Origin of the sequence: Rhodobacter viridis (assembly GCF_003217355.1) — a bacterium.
GTDB lineage: Bacteria > Pseudomonadota > Alphaproteobacteria > Rhodobacterales > Rhodobacteraceae > Rhodobacter > Rhodobacter viridis.
The window spans coordinates 21,036-39,609 of the sequence record NZ_QJTK01000022.1 but is presented as its reverse complement, the minus strand read 5'-3'; the positions used below and the strand labels follow the sequence as shown (position 1 = coordinate 39,609).

Sequence of the window (18,574 nt, the reverse complement as noted above, 5' to 3'; positions counted from 1 at the left end):
CGATGCGAGACACGAAACCCCACGTCCGATCCGGAGGGATCAGCGTATGAGCCGGGAGGCGGCGGGGGTGATATGCGTGTTCTGGGTCATCATGGAGATGAGATAAGGCCCAAATTCTGGGGCGATCAAGCCTATTTTCGTCGGCCAAACCGGTGTGGGCTAACCGCAACGGCCGGATTTTCTTGTCAATTCCCGCGGCTCCGGGGGCTTGACAAGGCGGGCCCGGCTTTTCATTTCATTCAAATCCGGGACGACGTCGCCGAGCTGCAGATGTGACGCCGTCGACCGTTCTGACCTCACCTCAATCACAACTTCGCGATCGGAATTCGGACGGCCATTTTTTTCCGGGTGCGCTTTTTCCCTTTCGCGCCTGCGCGGTGAAGCCGCCTGCATGGGCCGGGCTTATGTCGATGCCGAAAATCCGCGCCCCGAATGGACGTCTGTCTCTTATGCTCCTCTTGGCTCGCCATGGCGGTCAGGGTTCAGGCGCGATACCGATGGTATTATGGTCCTGCCTGCGATGCGGCGTTCATCAGCGATGCGAGGAGAGGCTGACATGACGGACTGGAATGCGCGGCGCGAGGGCTGGACGCCGCAAGCGGAAGATGCCCGCGACATCGGGGATGTCGATTACGCGCGGGTGATCCATTCGGCCTCCTTCCGGCGGCTGCAGGGCAAGACCCAGATCCTGAACCTCGGCGACAGCGATTTCTACCGTACCCGGCTGACCCATTCGCTGGAGGTGGCACAGATCGCCGGTGGCCTTGTGCGCCAGCTTGCGAAAAGCTTTCCGGATCATACCGCCACCGCCGTTCTTCCGGATCGCAGCCAGATCCACGCCATCGCCTGCGCGCATGATCTTGGCCATCCGCCCTTCGGTCATGGAGGCGAGGTGGCGCTGAACTATTGCATGCGCGAGGCGGGCGGGTTCGAAGGCAACGGTCAGACCCTGCGCCTGCTGGCACGGCTGGAGAATTTTTCAGCGCAGGCCGGGGCGAACCTGTCCCGGCGTTCGATGCTTGGCGTGCTGAAATACCCGGCCCCGCTCTCGGCGCTGCTGACCCCCGCGATCCGACCGCAGTTGCAGAGCGGGCTTTCGGTGCTGCGGACCATCGACCTGCCAGCCTCGACCCCGCCCAAGGGCTATCTGACCTGCGAGACGGATGTGGTGGACTGGATCCTCGCCCCGCTGACGGCACCCGACCGGGCAGAATTCACGCGGATCGAGACCCGCGAGGGCAAGCACGCCCGTACCCTGCACAAATCGCTCGATTGCAGCATCATGGATCTGGCCGACGACATCGCCTACGGCGTTCACGACCTCGAGGACGCCATTGCCCTGCGCCTGGTCACGCCCGGGCAGTTCCGGGATCAGGTTCCGCCAGAGGCATGCGACAGCTTCCTCGAGGCCCGGCGCCAAAAGGCCCCGGCCGAGAGCAATGATCCCTATGAGGCGATGGTCGCCGGACTGTTCGGCGGCAGCGATAGCCGAAAGCGCTGGATCGGCCGGTTGGTGGGCCATCTGGTCACCGCCGTCGCCTTCGAAGAAAAACCGGAATTTCGCGAGCCCCTGCTGCGCTGGCGTGTGGCTGTGTCGGAGGGACAAGCCAGATTTCTGAAGGCGCTGAAGGATTTCATCATGGCGGAGGTGATCCGCAGCCCCGGCGTGCAGCACCTGGAATTCAAGGGTCAATCCATGGTGGTGTCGGTGTTCGAAGCGCTGCAATCGGACCCGGAGCGACTTCTTCCGCGCGATGCGCATGCGCGATTGCAGGCCGCGGGCGGCGACTTGCGCATCATCAGCGATTTCGTGGCCGGGATGACGGACACCTATCTGCTGAAGACCTATGAGCGGCTGTTCGCGCCACGGATGGGGTCCGTGTTCGACAGTCTGTGAGGAGAACCGGGGGCAGCTTCGTCCATAGCCGCCATTATCGGAAAGCACTGCGGTTGTCGAACCCGGTAGTTCGTGCCGCAACCAACCCGGAAATTAAGTGGTCGTGAGCAGCTTTGCGTAAAAGTGGTCTGGAAATCTCATAGTTCCTCTGGTCGAACTTGGTTACTTCGGCTTGATAAGCACAGTGCCTACGGCAGGCTTAGCGAAGACGAATAGTTCGCTGTTCGAGAGACTGATATCGACGGTCGATCTCTATTGAAGGATCTGCGGCGACTAGGCGATCCAGAATGTCAGCCATGTCGTAACTGCTGCTGCCGGTCGGGCCGAAAATCAGCCATAGAAGATCGAGCACCTGATGCGGATACGCCTCGGGCGCTTCGCTTTGCTTGATTGGGTGAACGCTGGCACGCGCGCGCGCATAGGGGCTGAAAAAAGGCCGCAGCTTGGCCACCGCCTCCGGGAAAAACCTTCCCGAGCCTACCGCGATTGCCATTAGGTCACGGTTGTGCGCATCGTCGACGAAGCGGCGTTCCTTTGGCCAGACCCGGTCGAAGAAGGGTGCAACCATCTTTTCCCAGGCCTCTTCAGCGCCGCGCTTGTCATTGTGCATCCAGCTGACCAAGACATTGAGCGTGCCGGTGCGGATCTTGAGCGGCGCTTCGCGTAATGCGCGGCCGACATCGGCTTCGCCAATTCCCCATCGGTCGGCTTCGTCGCCGCTTACCGACGCGAGCGCTGGTCGCAAAATGCCAGATGCGATCTGCGCAGCAAAACCACAATCGGCGCGGGTCTCGACGACACCGCGCAACACAGCTCCGGGCGCCACCATGGTGACTTCAGGACTGATGCTGCTGTGCGACACAAGCACCGCGCGCAGTCCACGCGCCTCATCCGTGTCCGCCAACAAACGTGACAGAAGATGCGCCTCAACCAGCACAGCGTCGGCAAGGAGTATGAAGGCAAAGTCGTGGATGAGCACCGCGCGCCCGGTGATTCCCGCCTCACTGTCGTCGCTCGCGACCACGGCTAGCCGCGCGCGCTGGCGTACCTCATGTGGTCCTTTGGTCATACGTGTGTGATTGAGCTCTTCGAGGAGGATCTGCGTCAGCCTGCCGGCGGCGCGGTTAATGGCGGTTTCGTAGAGGTTCTTCTCGAAGTTGATCTCATGGTCGGCAAGCTTTACCGCATGCCAGAGCCGGTCGCACCAGTCCTCAAGATTTCTGATGAGTCGACGCGGACCGAACATCAGCAGATCGACCGCGCTCGCAGCGATCGGCTGGAGGGCTTGCATGTCGAGCTCCTCAAGGTGCGCCAGGGCATCGATAGCGATTTTGTTGCGCAGCGGCGCATCCTTTTCGTCATTGCGGAACGCTAGCGCCGCCAACAGATCATCCCACAAGGCGACATTGGGCGCGGTCAGGTCGGCGGCCGCGAGTGCCTCGAACGCGCCTCTCGGGTCGAGGCGACAATAGCTGCGCCACCCCATCTGCCGATCGATGTCGGGGCTCACGCTGAGTTCCGCGGCGACCTTCAGGTGATCGTCGGTATCGGGCTCGGCGATCGGCTCGCTGTCTCCCACCACGGCCCGCCCGCTGTAGATATATGAGCTGAAAAAGTCGCTGTCCTCGACCGCACGATCGAGATGAGGCCTTCGCGCCACGATTGCGTGGAGTTCGGCGCGGCCCACCTCCGAGAGCACGCCTGCTGCATCGAGCATCTTCAGGCGGAGCCAGACCGCGCTGTCGCGAGCATGTGCGCGCCAGTCGACCTGGCCTTCTTTCAGTAGGTAGCGGGCATAATAGGCGTCGCCACTTGTCCGGATCCGGGCCTCGACGGCAGCGAGGTGCGAAGGTGTGGCATGTGCCGCCCTGTCGCGCAGTGCTAGGGCAAACTCACGGCGGATGATCCAGAAATCGGTGTCCTCCAGCTCAAGAAGCAACTGCAGCGCCTCGTCCGCCGAGTAGACAGCTGCGTCACGCGCCGCATGGAGCATTAGCCGAGTACCCATCCGCCCAGGCAAGGTCCGCCATTGCGCCGCCTGCGCACGGGCGCGATCACTATCAACGGCGACCGCTTTGGAGAAAGCGTTCACGGTCGCGCGAACAAGGAAGATCACGCCGCTGTGATGCGCGTTCTGGCCATGATCCTCGACTGAGGGAACGCTATAGTCGCTCGTGTCGTAATCCTCGATAATCATTCCGAGATCGACCGCCTGATGAAGCGAAGAGCGCAGAACTTCGCTGCCAAGTTCGAGGATCCGCACCGCATAGTCGTCGATTGAATCCAAGGCTTCGATAATCTCGGTCGCCTCGTATTCGTCGATGACCTGGAAATCGAGCGCGACCAGTCTCGACAGTCGCAGTTCGGCCGCTTCCGCCACCTCCTCCCCGACATTCTCGTGGAGCTGCCAAGGTCGACGGGCCACGAGTACCGGCGCAAGCAGCGTCACCGATTGCGCGAGTTCGCAGTCAAGGATCACGCCTGAAGCGAGCCTTTGCTTGATGGCGAAGGCATTCTCCTCGAAGTCGTCGGCACGCTCGGCCGGCCCGGCCGAAAGCAGTATGCGCCAGGCCTTGAGCCAGAAGGGCGATGCAGGCGGGGCTTGCCGTAGTCGTTGGTCGAGACGAGCGAGGAATTCGCATCCGAGGATCGCGTGCCACTCGACGGCAATCGTAAAACACTGGGGGGCCTCGAAATCGCGCGAGATCCAGTTGGAAATCACCCAAGTGGCGTCTCGAGCCGACCAGAGATTGTTGTCATGAAGGACGCGGAACCAGCCCGGATCGGTGATGGCGTCAAGCGCGACTGGCCAGAGATCGCTGCGATCGGTGAATAGCCAAGAAAGCTCGCGCAGTCGCTGATAGGTGAGCGCGCGGCTGTCGCCGATGAGGATCTGCCGCGCGCGCTCTTCCCGTGATCGCTTGGGACGCTCGATGATGTTGGCAAGCCGGTGGAGGTCGTCCCAGAGCGGCGAATGATCTGGGACACCGGTTACGGGGTTGAGCTTGCAATAAGTGAGCGGCGTGACCGCAAGCGTGCCCCAACCCGCCTCTGCCTCGACAGGATCATTTCCATAGGCGTCAAAGGCATAAACCGGGCGAAGGTCCGGAAAACGGGCGCGGTCGGCCTCCAGCACATTGAGGAAATAGCGGACCGGCGCATCGTTGGCACTGTAGCCGATGAGGACGATGGTCTTGCAGCGGGCGAGATCGAACAGGAATCGTGAGGCCCAGCCCGAGCGCATATAAGCGTCGCCATAGTCAGCGCTGGTGAGGACCAACGGCGTCGGATCGAGGTCGAGGGTCGGGTCCACCAGCCTGCCATGGATATGGATGACGCCCGAAAAGCCGGCGCCGCCCGGCGCGGGGAGTGACTGGCCCGCAAAGCTCTGCGATCGGACCAGCGGCGCAGGTAGTCCTAGCGCTCGCTCAAGCAGCGTGTCGAAATTGGTGGTGACGGTGAGGACGCGATTGCTGAGATCGCGCGAAAGTCGAAGCACGGTGCGGTGGTGATCAAGCCGCGGACCGGCGGGCACCGCAAGCAGTTCGGAGGCCGTGCGCACCATCGCCTCGGGATCTGCGAGCCGGCGACCTAGGGCGCCAAGCACTTCTTCGAAACGCTGACTATCATAAGACCGCTGCTCCGACGCATTCATCTCTACGCCGAGTCGCGCATATGTTTGGTCGACCAGGGACTTGAAGTCGGGGAGCTGCGGCGCGCTGATACCTGTGCCGCAGAGGAACACGACGTCCCCGGCCATCAGCGCGTCGATAAGTGCAGAGGGGAATTCCGGGCCATGATGCGAGAAGCGCAAGGACAAGGGAGAGGACTTTCAAATAGGGCGAGCACGGAGGCGAGCGACGTCATCAGCTTTTACCATCGCCGCAACGTGAATACGAGTTACATGAGCATGGAGACAAGAGTTAGCTGCAGCACCAGCCGGGCGGCGGCTTTGGCTAGCGCCGCATCGCGGCATTTTTAGGCGCCAACCGTCAGCAATGGGCCGAGGCTGTCATCTAATCGCATGTCATACTGCAAGACCTTTCTGCGTGGTGGGGACATCGTGTGCCGGGAGCAGTGTCATCTTCGCGGTCGGCATGTGCCGCCGCATGGTGGGGCTTCGCGGAGAACCTTCCAATGTGTGAAGCGCACGCATCGACTTGGACGGATCGGATGGTGCAACAGCCTCGGCGGAATGGTTCTGGCTACGTCCCGGCAAGGACGTCCGGGTCGCGTCGAAGGTCGACGCGTATCGGTTGCGGCTCAGACCACGGGTTCGGCGTGTCGTTGGAAAGTCTGACCGGATTTCAGCATCGCGTGCATGATCACCGCCAGCTTGCGCGCCACTGCGACGGCGGCGCGCTTGAAGCCGATCCGCTCCCGTAGCTTCAGGCCCCAGGTTCTCAGCGCACTGTCGGCAGTTGTTCTGGTCAGCACCACGGTGGCCGCCTCGTAAAGCAAGCCCCGCAGATGGGCGTCCCCGCGTCGCGAGATATGGCCGTCGTAGTCGACCTCGCCGGACTGATAGCGGCGCGTGGTCAGCCCTATCCAGGCAGCGACTGATCGGGAGTTCCGGAGAGCAACGCGCGAAAGTTGGTGATGCCCGGAGGGGCGGCATATCATGGCGGTGTCTAGACGCCGTCAATTCTCAGCCGAGAAAGGGATATGCCACATGAACGACGATACCATCACCCGACTGCCCGATCCATCGGGTTTCGCTCCCGATGCGTTGACCGAGGTGATCCGGGCTGGCGCGCGCAAGCTCATCGAGCAGGCGATCGAGGCGGAGCTGGCGGCACTTCTGGCCGCCTTTTCGGCGGAAAAACTCGCCGATGGCCGGGCGCGGCTGGTGCGCCACGGAACCTTGCCGGAGCGCGAGGTGCTGACCGGGATCGGGCCGGTTGCCGTGAAGGTGCCGCGCCTGCGCGACCGGGGAACCGGCGAGGAGAAGATCAGCTTCACGCCGAGCATCCTGCCGCGCTACCTTCGCAAAGCGAAATCGGTCGAGGAAGTGAGGCATTGACTGCCATCGGTTCGAAGGAAATGCCGAACGCCGTGGCTTTACCTCAAGGGCGTGTCCACGGGCGATTTCACCGAGGCGCTGGCGGCGCTCTTGGGGCCGAACGCGAAGGGGCTCTCGGCCACGACGATCACGCGGCTGAAGGCCGATTGGTGGCACGACTACGAGGCCTGGCAGAAACGCGACCTCGGCGCGCGTCGTTTCCTCTACATTTGGGCCGACGGCGTTTACTTCAAACCGCGCATGGCTGAGGAAAAACAATGCGTTCTGGTGATCGTGGGCGCCGATGAATATGGCCGCAAGGAGTTGCTGGCGATGACCGACGGCTTTCGCGAAAGCACCCAAAGCTGGCGCGAGGTGCTGCTGGATCTGAGGCGGCGTGGTCTGACACAGGATCCGAAACTGGCCATCGGCGACGGCGCCCTGGGGTTTTGGACCGCCCTGCGGGAGGTCTTCGCCACGACGCGGGAGCAGCGCTGCTGGGTCCACAAGACGATGAACGTTCTCAATGCGTTGCCGCAATCGGTGCAGCCCAAGGCAAAGGGCCATCTGCACGACATCTGGCAGGCCGGGACCCGCGCTGAAGCTGAGGCCGCCTTCGATTTCTTCGTCGCAACCTACGGCGTGAAATGGGACAAGGCAGTCGACAAGCTGGTCAAGGATCGCAGCGCGCTGCTGACCTTCTACGACTACCCGGCCGAACACTGGAAACACATCCGAACGTCAAACCCGATCGAAAGCACCTTCGCCACGGTCCGCCACCGGACGAAACGCACCAAGGGGTGCCTGAGCCGCCAGACCGGCTTGGCCATGGCCTTCAAGCTGATGATCGCCGCGCAGGGCAAATGGCGCAAGCTCGACGGACGGAACCGCCTGCCCGAGATCATCCAAGGGGTTGAGTTTCGAGACGGCCTGCGCCAACTTCAAACCGCCGCCTGATCCGGCGTCACCAACTTTCGGCCATATCTCAGTTCCGGAAGTTCTCGGGGTCTTCGATAGCCGTGGTGAAAGACATCGCGGGGGTCGCGCCGATGCCGGGGATGGACATCAGCCGCTGGCAGGCCTCGCTGCGCCGGGAGAGCTGCAGCAGCTGGCTGCCAAGTTCAGCGGCGCGGCCGCGAACGGTATTTGTCAAAGAAGTTGTCACGATCCCCAGTTTTCAGGCTGCGCGTTCGGCGGGCCCGTCCATGGGGGCGTCGCCGCCAGCTTTGTGGGAGAGCGCGTCGTCGCCCCCATGGCCTTTGCGCCCGGCTTCCGGCCGCTCCGGGTTCAGCCAGACCGAGCCGATCGGCGTCCATTGCCGCGTCTTGCCTGACCAGCGTTCCGGATGCGCCGCGCGCGCTGCCTCGTAGATCCGGTGGCGGTTGCTCAGCACCGCCGCCTCCGCGCCCCGATGGCGCTGATCGGCGTGACGAAGCGGATCGCGCTGTGGCGATGCTCGGTGTTGTACCATCTCACAAAACCCTGCACCCAGTCGCGCGCCGCGGCGATCGAGACAAATCCGCGGGGCGGCCAGCCCGGCACATGTTTGCAGGTCCGGAACAGCGCCTCGGAAAAGGGGTTGTCGTTCGAGACCCGCGGCCGGCTGAACGAGGCGATGACGCCGAGCCGCTCCATCGTCACCTTCATCGTAGCACCTTTCATCGGGCTGCCATTGTCGGCGTGCAGCACCAGCGGGTGGGTCAGGCAGTGCTCGGCCCAGACCGCGCGGCGCAACAGCGCGGCCGCGAAGTCGGCCGTTTCCCGGTCATGCACCTCCCAGCCGACGATTTTGCGGCTGTAAATGTCGACGATGAGATAGAGGTAGAAAAAGGCGCCCGCGATCGGCCCCGGCAGCCATGTTATGTCCCACGACCAGACCTGGCACGGGCCTTTCGCCTCGAAGCTCGTCGGGGCTTTGTGGCGTGTTGCCGGTCGCGCCCGGCCGCGGCGGTGGTTCTGGTCGCACGCGCGCAACACCCTGTAAAAGCTCGATTCCGAGGCGATATAGCAGCCCTGGTCGGCCAGCTGCGGCACGATCTGGCTTGGCGGCAGGCTGGCAAATTCGGGGCTCGCGCAGATCTCCACGATCTGGTCGAGCGCGAGAGCGTGCGCGGGTGCAGGCCGATTTCGGCACAGGCGGTGCCGCGGCCCGCCCCCGCCTGCCTCGCCTCCTCCACAAGGGCAGAAATTTCCGCGCGATCCGAGGCTGAGGTCATTCGTCCTCGCCCTCCTTGCGGCCCCAGATCGCATCCACCTTTTTTCGCAAGATCATCAGCGCGGCGGCCTCGGCCAGCGCTTTCTCCTTGCGCGCCAGTTCGCGTTCAAGCTGCTGAATCCGCTTCTTGTCATCCTTCGCCTCGCGCGCGATCCGCGTCGTGGCCGCCCGTTCCCAGTCATTCGCCCGCGCGCAGGCCTCGCGCCAGACCGCAAGCTGCTCGGGATAAATGTCCCGCCTCCGGCAGTATTCGCCGAGCTCGACCGCGTTATAGCTGGCCGTCTCAATGACCGCCGCCAGTTTGTCTTCCGAGGTCCAGCCCTCAGGCCCCGCATTGGCATCGGGCAGAAACTGCCCCTTCGCCCGCGCCTCGGCTCGCCACTTCGCAAGCGTGCCCGGGCTGATCCCTTCCTCTTTCGCCAGCCGTGCGAGCGGCACGTTGTTCGGCGGCAGCATCTTCGTCAGAACCGCCGCCTTCCTCTCAGCTGAATACGCCACGTCTCCATCCCATCTCGCCCCGCAAAGCATACAATTTCAGATCGTGGGACCGCGACAACTTTCCTGACAGAGGGTGGTCGAGCGCGGCCTTTGCATGTCTCGCGTCGATGCAGATCGCCGGAACCCTTTCGGCACTCAGGGCATGAAAGAACCAAACCGACAGCGGACCAGTCTCAAATACGACCCGCGTTGCATCGGGTGCGCGCCGCCGAAGAAGCGCTGCAATTGCGCTTGGATCCGAGGTGCATTTGCCGCGCCAGACCCGTTGGCCGCCCCGGCGCAGGGAAATCGCCGTCTCTTTCAGGGATATGTCCAGGCCGATATAGTCACACATGGTTGTTCTCCTGTCGATGTCTGGGCCCGATGTCCATCGTGAGCCCGTATCTGCATCCTATCGGGGAACAACCACCGGCCCAAAATCCGCAAGGCACTACGGTTCGGGGTGACTCGCTCCCGCGATTACCCCATGTGTCAAAACTCAGACCTTGGCAGTCGTTCAGTATCTGAGGATTGTCGCGCTATGGCGCGGTGATCGCCGTGGCGTGGGCTGTGTTGCATGAATCTGGGGGATGGGCAGGCCTCCACAGATTTGTGCAACACAGCACCGTTTGGGGTGAATACTAACAAATTTTCAAAATGTTAGGCGTGGCTTGGCGCGAAAATATGAAAAAAACTTGCGCGAGTCGCCTTGACAAGCCGAGCGACTGGCCGCAAAATGCTCGACGTGATCATGCTCTGCTGGGCAAGCTGAAGTGTATGTACCAAACTTTAGTCCCAGCTCGTGCCGCCAAAAGCTACTGTGTAATCCCGAAAGGGTTATATTGGGTGGTTTTGGCCTCAGTTAGCTACTGGGTTTTGAGCGGCAGAGATCGCGAGGGTAATCAGCCTTTCAAGGCTGGCTCGTTGAGATCATGTTAGGCTGGTAACCAAAACTTTTAGAGAAGTGGGAACGTTTGTTCCCGCTTCTCATCCTCCTTTAAAGTCATCATTAATCCGCATGTTGAGATGCGTATCCTCTTGGCTTGGTTTGATGTCGCCCCCACCGCACAAATAGAAGGATTTCGCTGACAACTTTCGGTCGCACGTCACGTCAAATTCAAACCGTTCAGCGACAAGTGCGCCAAAACGCAATTTTGCCTTCACATCGCACACAGCAGTGTCCGTACACCTCCTGATTGGGTGCGCAGGACCATTTAATACAGGAGCAAAACTAATCGCGCCCATTTTTAATGCCTTGGATCGACGTATAACCGTAATCTTTTTCAAAACCGTTTTTTCAAAAATTTCAAGCTCTGCAGAAAATCGCCCCTCCTTCGACCGAAGCTCTCCTCCGGCATATATTTCATCAAACATTTTCCGCAAGCTAGTCTCGGCAGCATTCCGCACAGGGAGAAGCAAGTGCGATTTTTTCCTGGCCGATACTGTCTTAATCAAATCCACAAAAGATTCATCCCTAAATAGTGCATCTATTCGTTCCACAATTTTCTTCGTGGCGGATTTATTATTTGCTTGATCTTTTTGAATACCTAGGCGAATGAGTGCAGGAAAAAAAGAAACATACTCGTCGTCAAGCTTATCCTCGGCGATTGCGCTGACTAAAATTACAAAAAATCTGACATCGCTGCGCGCCCCTTTTAAGCGATCAATCTCGAACAGAAGTTGCTTTGCGAGCGCCTCAAAATAGCCGTTTCCGCACAGCCTCACGCAGACAACATCTATATTCCGCCCCTTCAAGTGGGGCCGCATCAAATCAACAATCGAAGTATTAAATCCGCTGAAGACTGCGATTCTTTTGTCGATCAATTCAAAGTCAACCGTCGCATCATGGCCATCACAAGATCCGCAGGAATGCTTATTCTGCGAAGTTCTTCATCGCTGAGAAGATTCAAGGCATCCGCAAGATATGGCTTCCGTTTGCTCTCAGCACTTGCGGTTTTGTTGTTTTTGACTGGATGCCCTGGCTTAAATTCAATGCGCGTTAATTCAATGGAATTTCTTTCAGCCCACGCCTTGATTGATGCGCCAACGGATAATTTCCCCTCAATTCCCACCGCGCCTAAAACAATATCTTTCCCCAAAACCTCAAAGGCTTCACTTGGATTTTCAATTTCACGATCCAAGTCAATCGCCTCTGGCCTCCCGTGGCTATCGAAACGTATGTAGCGTCGAGAACCCTCAGCTATCGCGGATTGAAAAGCCATCCATATTTCCCTCCGATAAACAGGCGCCCTGAGATCAGAAGATGAAGATATAGCGCCACCAGATCTGAATGACGCTTCCAGATCATCGTCACTGAGGTGGCTGGTCAGATCCCTTGGAGCTATTGCTCCACCCTTTGAAGGAAAGTCAATATATCTAAATTTCGCGCCATTCTGATTCGCGATATAGCGCTTTAAGCCGCCACCACTTTCTGTTATAAATTTCTTGACATCCGCGGAAATGCGCGATCCAAGCTGAGATACAAGCAAAACTCTATTATCTCTCCCCCATTTCTCCCTTGCAATACGAGATATTTCTTCATTTACGATATCGGCATTCAAATCCACGTTGCACAACTCCTACTGCCTCTGCGCCCAGCAGATAGCGAAACCATAAAGGATGCAAAATCCGCATTGACTCCACTCAAGAACGGAAAGTGTGCATTGCATCACTGATCCTACGTCAACCATATAGTAGTGCGGTGCTGTCGTGAAGTGGTTCCCTCGCGTTCTTCCTATTCAGTGTGGACCACCTTCATCGGGCCGCAAAGCCTAGGTTCAGAACAGGACGATTGCGGCGAGCAGGATGGCGGAGAAGAAGGTCTCTGGACAGCGGTCGTATCGGGTTGCAACGCGCCGCCAATCCTTCAGGCGCCCAAACATGATCTCGATGCGGTTGCGCCGTTTGTTGCGGCGCTTGTCGTATTTCACTGCCTTCTTGCGAGACTTCCGGTCGGGGATGCAGATCTTTATCCCCTTGTCTTTCAACGCGTCTCTGAACCAATCGGCATCATAACCTCGATCGGCGAGCAGCCAGCCCGCTTTCGGAAGGTCGCCCAGAAGCGCCGCAGGGCCGGTGTAATCGCTGACCTGGCCGGCCGACATGAAGAACCCGATCGGCCGTTCCCTCGCATCGGCAACGGCGTGCAGCTTGGTGTTCATGCCACCTTTGGTTCGGCCAATCTGGCGCCCGCGCCCCCCTTTTTCACCCCAAGGCTTGACGCCGTGCGGTGCGCCTTGAGATAGGTCGCGTCGATCATGATCGTCTTGTGTTCGGCGCTCTCGGAGGCCAAGCCAATCATGATCCGGGCGAAGACCCCGTTGTCGCTTCAGCGTTCCCAGCGGTTGCCGCAGCCGCACAACACCGCGAAGAGCGCGTCGCCGATCACGCCCTTCAGCGGGCTTCGGGCAAGCCGACCGTCGGTCTTTATGTGGCCGATTTCGAACTCGATCGCCGCCCGCCTCCGCAGATCGGCGGCCAGGGCAGGCGTCAGACCGCGCCTCGTGCCGCTGATCAGAACCTGAGTTTTGTCAACGCCGTGGCCGCGATAGCCGCGGTCGACCACCACCAGTTCGGGGGGGAGGCGCTCGGTCAGGATTTCCGCCTGCTCAAGCGCGGCGCCCAGCGTGTGACCGTCGTAAGGGTTGCCCGCAAAGCTGCGCATGCCGACGACAAGCTCTCGTCGAGCGTCGTGGCTATGCTGACCTTGCAGCCGAATTCATACCGCACCCGCGCCTTGCCCTTGGAGAACTGTGCATCAACCCCAAGACGGTGGAAAAGTGGCGCAAGCGGGCGACAGTCGAGGACATGAAGACCGGGCCGTCGGAACCGCGGTCCACCGTACTGAGTTCGCCCTGAACAACTGCGAAGCCTCTGATTTCCTGCGCAGAACTGTCGGTTTTTCTCGTCATGTCCTGCAGGGTTTCCTATTATTCCGCTCGAAACCCTGCAATTTCGGTTCGCCGCATGAAGCATCGCTCCCGCCCGCCGGAACAAGACGACCTGCTGCGCCCGCGTCTGGTCGACATGATCGACCCGCGCCACGAATTGGTGAAACTCGCCGCGCTGATCGACTGGGAGGTGTTCGAGGAGCAATGGTCCGGGTTCTTCCCCTCGGGCACCGGCCGCCCGGCCACGCCGCCCCGGTTGGTCGCCGGGCTGCTTTATCTGCAGCACGCGTTTCGGCTCTCGGACGAGGCAGTCGTCGCGCGTTGGGTCGAAAATCCCTACTACCAGCACTTCACCGGCGAGACGTTCTTTCAGCATCGGCCGCCGATCGACCCCCCCGTCGCTGACCCGCTGGCGGCAGAGGATTGGCGAGGAAGGTGTGGAATGGATGCTGACGCAGACGATCCTCGCCGGGCAGAAGGCCGGGGCGCTCGATGCGGGCAGCCTGAAGCGGGTGGCGGTCGACACCACCATCATGGAGAAGACCATCGCCCACCCGACCGACGCCCGGCTTTATGAACGGGCACGGGCGCAGCTGGTGGCGCTGGCGGTCGAGGCCGGGGTGGAATTACGCCAGAGCTACGCCCGCCTTGCCCCGCGTCTGGCGGTGCGCGTTGGCCGTTACGCCCATGCCAAACAGTTCAAGCGCATGCGCAAGGCGCTGAGAACGTTGAAAGGTTACACTGGCCGGGTGCTGCGGGACTTGCGCGAACGTATCCTCGACCGGCTGGTTCTGGTCTCACGCCTGCTGAGCCAAGAACCGAAAGGACGTGACAAGATCTATGCCCTGCATGAGCCCGAGGTCGATTGCATCCCGGCTCAGCTGCGCGAGCGAAGCTTGCGATCGCTGTATTGCAGCTCTGACGGCGTGCGTGGTCGTGGCGCTCCCGTGACGAACTTGTCCCATAGTGCTTCCTTCCATTCCTTCGAAAGGATCGCACCATCAAACCGTGGGATCAAACACCTAGCGTGCTTGTGCGCCTTGAATTAGGGCATTGCCGTCCCGGAATATCTCGACGAGATGGAAATTCTCTAAACTTTCCCAATATTTCGGTTTGATGTGCTCGAACAGGATGATTTGAAATTCCTTGCCCATGCTGTTCGCCTGGGAAATGAAATGGTCGAGCAGTTTGAGGGCGGAATGAACTTTGGCGACGTCGCTCTCGTTAACGTCTCGATCCCACTCATCGGGTTGCTCACTCTTCGCGCTGCCGTTCTCGTCATCGCCCCAATATGGCCTGGAAAACTGATCGATAATGAGAAATGGCGCGACATGCTGCCCTCCATTCGCCATGATGACCTCGTGCAATCCAAGGAAAAGAAACAGGTGGAGGAACATATGATTTGAGCTGCTGCCAACGTTTTCTATGAACGCAGTTTTTGGCTTTCTTAAATGAAGCTTCTTTTCCTTATTGTCGAAGGCTGAGCGATATTCTCCGTAATTGCCAAGAGCCACATTGCACAAAGCAATATATTCTTGGATTATCTCATCGAGAACGCTGGTGAAATGCTTCTGGCGCTCCTCCGCTGACAGGACATTGATTTCGCCAATTTGCCTCTCCAGATCTTCAACGTCAGCTTCGAAATTGCGCGTACTGTTTCGCTCCGTTCCCGCGACTAATTCAAGTTTGGCCTTCGTCTCGCCGATGAAAATATATTTCTCTTTCTCGTTCTCGAAGACCGAGCTGTCCGAAGGCAAGGCTTGAAGTTCGCGCTTTAGTTGCTCGCGTCGGCCTTCCAGTTCTTTGATTAACTCTCCGACATTGCTGTCCAGAGGGTTTTTTTTAGAGACTTCTTTCTTGATCTCTATCAAACCCTTTTCCAGCCGCTCAAGGATTTCGAAAAAGACGGAAGTGCGAACGGTATCCGCGTGGTTGTCTCGGAGATAGGCGATCGGCTTTAGGCTGTCGGCGGTTACTGACAGCACACCCTTGTGCGCGCTATATTCGCTGAGGAATTTTCGAAGTCCGTTTATTTTTCGGGAAACCCGATAGAGTTCGGCAGAGATTTCCGCGTGCCTCCCTGAGACGAACGATTCCGAGCCCGTCTCTCTTTCAGAAACCATCCGCTGTAAATCCGCCACCGCTTGCTCGGCATCAGAATTGTCGGATATAAGTCCGTAGGACATTGCCCGAGCAGTCGTCTCGGCAAGCTCTGCGTGAAACGCTTCACGATTTGTGGCTGCTTTTGCCGATTGCTTCTGCAGGCGCGCCAATCGCTTTTCGAGCTGCGTGAGCTTATCGCGTTTGAGGATGTTTTCGACAGTATCGATCCCTACTGCGATGTCGAATATGCGAGGCAATGCTTCTCGGTAACGCGGCTGATCCTGCTTGTCGAAAAACTGCTCACTGTGGGTGATGATGTCCTGTGAGATTGTGTTGAACAGCAGGAAATAGCGAAGCGATATACGCGAACCTGCCTGCAGATATTGCCCACCGAATGGGATTTTCACATCTTGGTCGATACCGAAATCAGCGCTGAGCAGCACCTTCAGAGCCGATTCCCGAATGTTTGCCTCTGGAGCTCCTTCGGGGATCTCACCGATGGAGGAGAAATAATACTCATTTGAGACCGCTGGGCCAGTTGGTGCCCTTCTTGCCAGTGTATAGACTTTGTCGTTTACGTGGATTTTTAGGCCATACCAAAGGGTACTTTCGTTGATGACGCTTTCCGAAATGCGGTGCCGACTGGCGAAGAAACAATAATCGAAGATATCGAGGATTGCGGTCTTACCCGTGTGGCTGGCGCCAGTGATCACGTTCACCTTGTTGGGACGGAATGGCAGAGTCCGGATTTTGCCGTTGGTTAGCCAGAGATTAAGGCTTTCGATATGAAATTTCACAGTTCAATCCTCGCATTGAGGTAGAAAACGTCGACACTACCCGAGATGATTGCAGCGACATTGGACGAAGCGCGATGAATCCGATCAGCCCGGCTGCCTAGGGCCGCGGTGATCGGGATCGGAGAGACAATAGCAGCGCCTTCAGTGCGAAATTCAAGGGAGCCAATCTCGTTTAGCAACTGAAGCGCATTGACAGTGGGTGCCAGACAGGCGTGATAGCGTTCGGAGAAGTTGTAAAAATTCTGCGTGTTCTCGATAAAATACTGCTCAAAACTAACGATTTGGAACTGAGCACGTGCGAATTGCCTTACCATTTCGCGGTGCGCGATAATCGGAAGGATTAACATCAAGCGCGGGAACGTCAGAAACTCCGCCTTCTCCAAAACAGCTGAGATCGCGAAAGCATCAATTCCCAGATTGTTATAGAAGCTGCTCAGTTTCAATTATACAGATCTTTCCAGTTGTGCTGCCAACCCATGACGGGCCGATCGGACAATTCGTAGAAGCCGCCGTTGCTCATTCTGATGGGTAGATCCTGAGAGGCGAGGGGCAGTTTGATTTTGCGTAGCTCTTGAACGATACCCCGCGCCGCTGCCACTGCCGCCGACTCGTTCGGCGGCGGTCTGCGGCCAGGGTAACCGGCGAGAAAAGAGTTGTCCCAGTAAGTGTCGGCCTCTTGCTCAAGGGCATAGACATCAGACTGCGTAATATCACCGTCTTGAATCCACTTCTCAATATTGCCGCGGAAATTCAGTCGCATGATGGTGAACTTTGTTAGAATTTCGACGTCATCGGTCTCAATATCGCCGATGTCCAAAAGTTGCTTGATGAAGGTCTGGTCTGAAAGATTTGCAGGAAGGGCGGAGGTAAGATCTCGAATCACGAACCCCGCACTTCTCGCCTTGTCAAAGTCTCTCCGGTATTCCAAGTTGAATTGCTCAAAGCTTAAGCTGATTTTTCTTCCCGCCTTCACCGTCGCAAAGGAGTTCGCTCGGAGCTTGGAGTCCACGGCGTGAAACACGTCTTCGACCCTGGTAGGGTGGATTTGCTTTTCCAAAATCGATGCTTTGCACCGAGCGATGATCTCATCGAGGCCCAGTCCGAACGATAGATTCCGAAGGAACGCCTCCGATACACGAGAGTCAAGGTTTAGGAGCTCGTCTATATATCCTTGGATGGTCTCATCTTTGGTCTCGGCCTTAAGCGCTTGGATATCCGCTATGAAACCAGCGTGCGGTTTTGCGCCGTTCCAGAACTCATCGATCGAAGACAAGACAGTGTTTCGAGCGTTTTCGGATTTGTTGGATGCAAGCAAAAATGAGGTATTCTTCAGAAATGCCAGTTGATCAGCCGTGGCCGTCCGTCCGTCTGCCGGATCGACAATCACTTTGCACCAGTTAGAAATCGACTTCCAGAGATCAGGGTCGAGCGCGGTAAGGTTTATAGGATTTCCTTGTGCATTTTTCTGGACGGTATGTTTCAATTGGATGAGCAATTTTTTGCCGTCCGCACGCTCGATGTGAACATCATCTAGAACTTCGTAGCCCGCAGTTTGGCCGCTCTTCAGGTTCAAGAGTTCATTCAAAAAATAGTAATACTGGTAGTCGAATCCGATTGACTTGTCTTCTGCGCTTGTCTTGTCGACGCGCGACCTCTCATTCATAATCCACCTATCGAACGTGCAGAAGCCTAGCCTCTTTGTAACTATGGATATACTAAAGTATCAAGTCTAGCAGTCAATCAGGCTTCCCTGACGTGAGAGGTGGCTCTGTTGATCTGAACAGGGTCAGGGCGTTTTCCAAGTAGTTTTCCGCCTTTGTTATGCAGCTGCCGCTTTGGGCGTCGGCTGGTCGAAGTAGCCTGATCGGGTGGAGGGACTAAGCCGCTCCGCCCGAAGCGGTCATGCGGGAATAGATGGTGATCGTGATCGATCAACTGTCATCCTTTGGGGCCTTGTTCGGAGGAAACTCCATATACCGCAGTTTGCCAGGCTTGCCCTTGACCGGAAATCCGACCCGGAACGGCCCAATCTGTCCATCAAGCGCCCGTGCGAAATGCGCATTCTCTTTCTGCAGATCCGCGGCTGATATCTCGCCTCTGGCAAGGCGGTCTTCATCTCGCGCTCGCGCCTCGGCTTTTTGCCTTGCGCGGTCCTCAAATGAAAATGCCATGCCATCCTCCTTGTGTGTTTAT

Annotated in this window: 8 protein-coding genes and 8 pseudogenes; 3 read left to right on the top strand and 13 right to left on the bottom strand. The window is 58.3% G+C overall.

Going from position 1 to position 18,574, the window contains the following annotated elements:
- Nucleotides 1–556: 556 nt before the first annotated feature.
- On the top strand, nucleotides 557–1,897 hold the full coding sequence (locus C8J30_RS17120) for an anti-phage deoxyguanosine triphosphatase (protein ID WP_110807164.1): 1,341 nt from the start codon (nucleotides 557–559) through the stop codon (nucleotides 1,895–1,897).
- 199 nt (nucleotides 1,898–2,096) lie between these two features.
- On the opposite strand, the gene C8J30_RS17115 is transcribed toward C8J30_RS17120, so the two are convergent.
- Nucleotides 2,097–5,711, bottom strand: a complete 3,615-nt coding sequence (locus C8J30_RS17115; protein ID WP_220033825.1) for an SIR2 family protein — start codon at nucleotides 5,709–5,711, stop codon at nucleotides 2,097–2,099.
- Between the two features lie 449 nt (nucleotides 5,712–6,160).
- A pseudogene (locus C8J30_RS17110) lies at nucleotides 6,161–6,472 on the bottom strand (transposase); the annotation flags it as partial.
- A 97-nt stretch (nucleotides 6,473–6,569) separates the two neighbouring features.
- On the opposite strand from C8J30_RS17110, the pseudogene C8J30_RS17105 reads away from it, so the two are divergent.
- Nucleotides 6,570–7,856: pseudogene (locus C8J30_RS17105) on the top strand (IS256 family transposase).
- Between the two features lie 31 nt (nucleotides 7,857–7,887).
- On the opposite strand, the pseudogene C8J30_RS17100 reads toward C8J30_RS17105, so the two are convergent.
- From C8J30_RS17100 to C8J30_RS18745, 7 genes and pseudogenes are all read right to left on the bottom strand, one after another.
- A pseudogene (locus tag C8J30_RS17100) lies at nucleotides 7,888–8,046 on the bottom strand (transposase); the annotation flags it as partial.
- Nucleotides 8,047–8,169: 123 nt separating this feature from the next.
- Nucleotides 8,170–9,642, bottom strand: a pseudogene (locus tag C8J30_RS17095) (IS3 family transposase); the annotation flags it as partial.
- 46 nt (nucleotides 9,643–9,688) lie between these two features.
- Nucleotides 9,689–9,946, bottom strand: a pseudogene (locus C8J30_RS17090) (IS110 family transposase); the annotation flags it as partial.
- A 632-nt stretch (nucleotides 9,947–10,578) separates the two neighbouring features.
- Nucleotides 10,579–11,415 (bottom strand): hypothetical protein, encoded by an 837-nt coding sequence (locus C8J30_RS18410; protein WP_146227950.1) that lies wholly within the window; start codon nucleotides 11,413–11,415, stop codon nucleotides 10,579–10,581.
- Nucleotides 11,412–12,158: a hypothetical protein gene (locus C8J30_RS18405; protein WP_146227949.1), complete on the bottom strand. Its 747-nt coding sequence runs from the start codon at nucleotides 12,156–12,158 to the stop codon at nucleotides 11,412–11,414. The genes C8J30_RS18410 and C8J30_RS18405 overlap by 4 nt, the downstream gene beginning before the upstream one ends.
- Before the next feature lie 210 nt (nucleotides 12,159–12,368).
- A pseudogene (locus C8J30_RS17085) lies at nucleotides 12,369–12,937 on the bottom strand (IS5 family transposase); the annotation flags it as partial.
- Nucleotides 12,935–13,353: pseudogene (locus C8J30_RS18745) on the bottom strand (transposase); the annotation flags it as partial. The pseudogenes C8J30_RS18745 and C8J30_RS17085, both read right to left, overlap by 3 nt.
- A 204-nt stretch (nucleotides 13,354–13,557) precedes the next feature.
- On the opposite strand from C8J30_RS18745, the pseudogene C8J30_RS17075 reads away from it, so the two are divergent.
- A pseudogene (locus C8J30_RS17075) lies at nucleotides 13,558–14,353 on the top strand (IS5 family transposase); the annotation flags it as partial.
- A 150-nt stretch (nucleotides 14,354–14,503) separates the two neighbouring features.
- Here C8J30_RS17075 and C8J30_RS17065 read toward each other — a convergent pair.
- The 4 genes from C8J30_RS17065 to C8J30_RS17050 all read right to left on the bottom strand — a co-directional run bounded on the left by C8J30_RS17065 (nucleotide 14,504) and on the right by C8J30_RS17050 (nucleotide 18,552).
- Nucleotides 14,504–16,381 carry a DUF3732 domain-containing protein gene (locus C8J30_RS17065; RefSeq protein WP_110807158.1) on the bottom strand — a complete coding sequence of 626 codons (1,878 nt, stop codon included), beginning with the start codon at nucleotides 16,379–16,381 and terminating at the stop codon, nucleotides 14,504–14,506.
- Nucleotides 16,378–16,824 (bottom strand): three component ABC system middle component, encoded by a 447-nt coding sequence (locus C8J30_RS17060; RefSeq protein ID WP_110807156.1) that lies wholly within the window; start codon nucleotides 16,822–16,824, stop codon nucleotides 16,378–16,380. Before C8J30_RS17060 ends, C8J30_RS17065 begins: the two co-directional genes overlap by 4 nt.
- Nucleotides 16,821–17,954 carry a hypothetical protein gene (locus tag C8J30_RS17055; RefSeq protein WP_220033824.1) on the bottom strand — a complete coding sequence of 378 codons (1,134 nt, stop codon included), beginning with the start codon at nucleotides 17,952–17,954 and terminating at the stop codon, nucleotides 16,821–16,823. Before C8J30_RS17055 ends, C8J30_RS17060 begins: the two co-directional genes overlap by 4 nt.
- Nucleotides 17,955–18,312: 358 nt before the next feature.
- A complete protein-coding gene (locus tag C8J30_RS17050) occupies nucleotides 18,313–18,552 on the bottom strand; it encodes a hypothetical protein (protein ID WP_110807152.1) in 240 nt (79 codons plus the stop codon).
- Nucleotides 18,553–18,574: the final 22 nt, after the last annotated feature.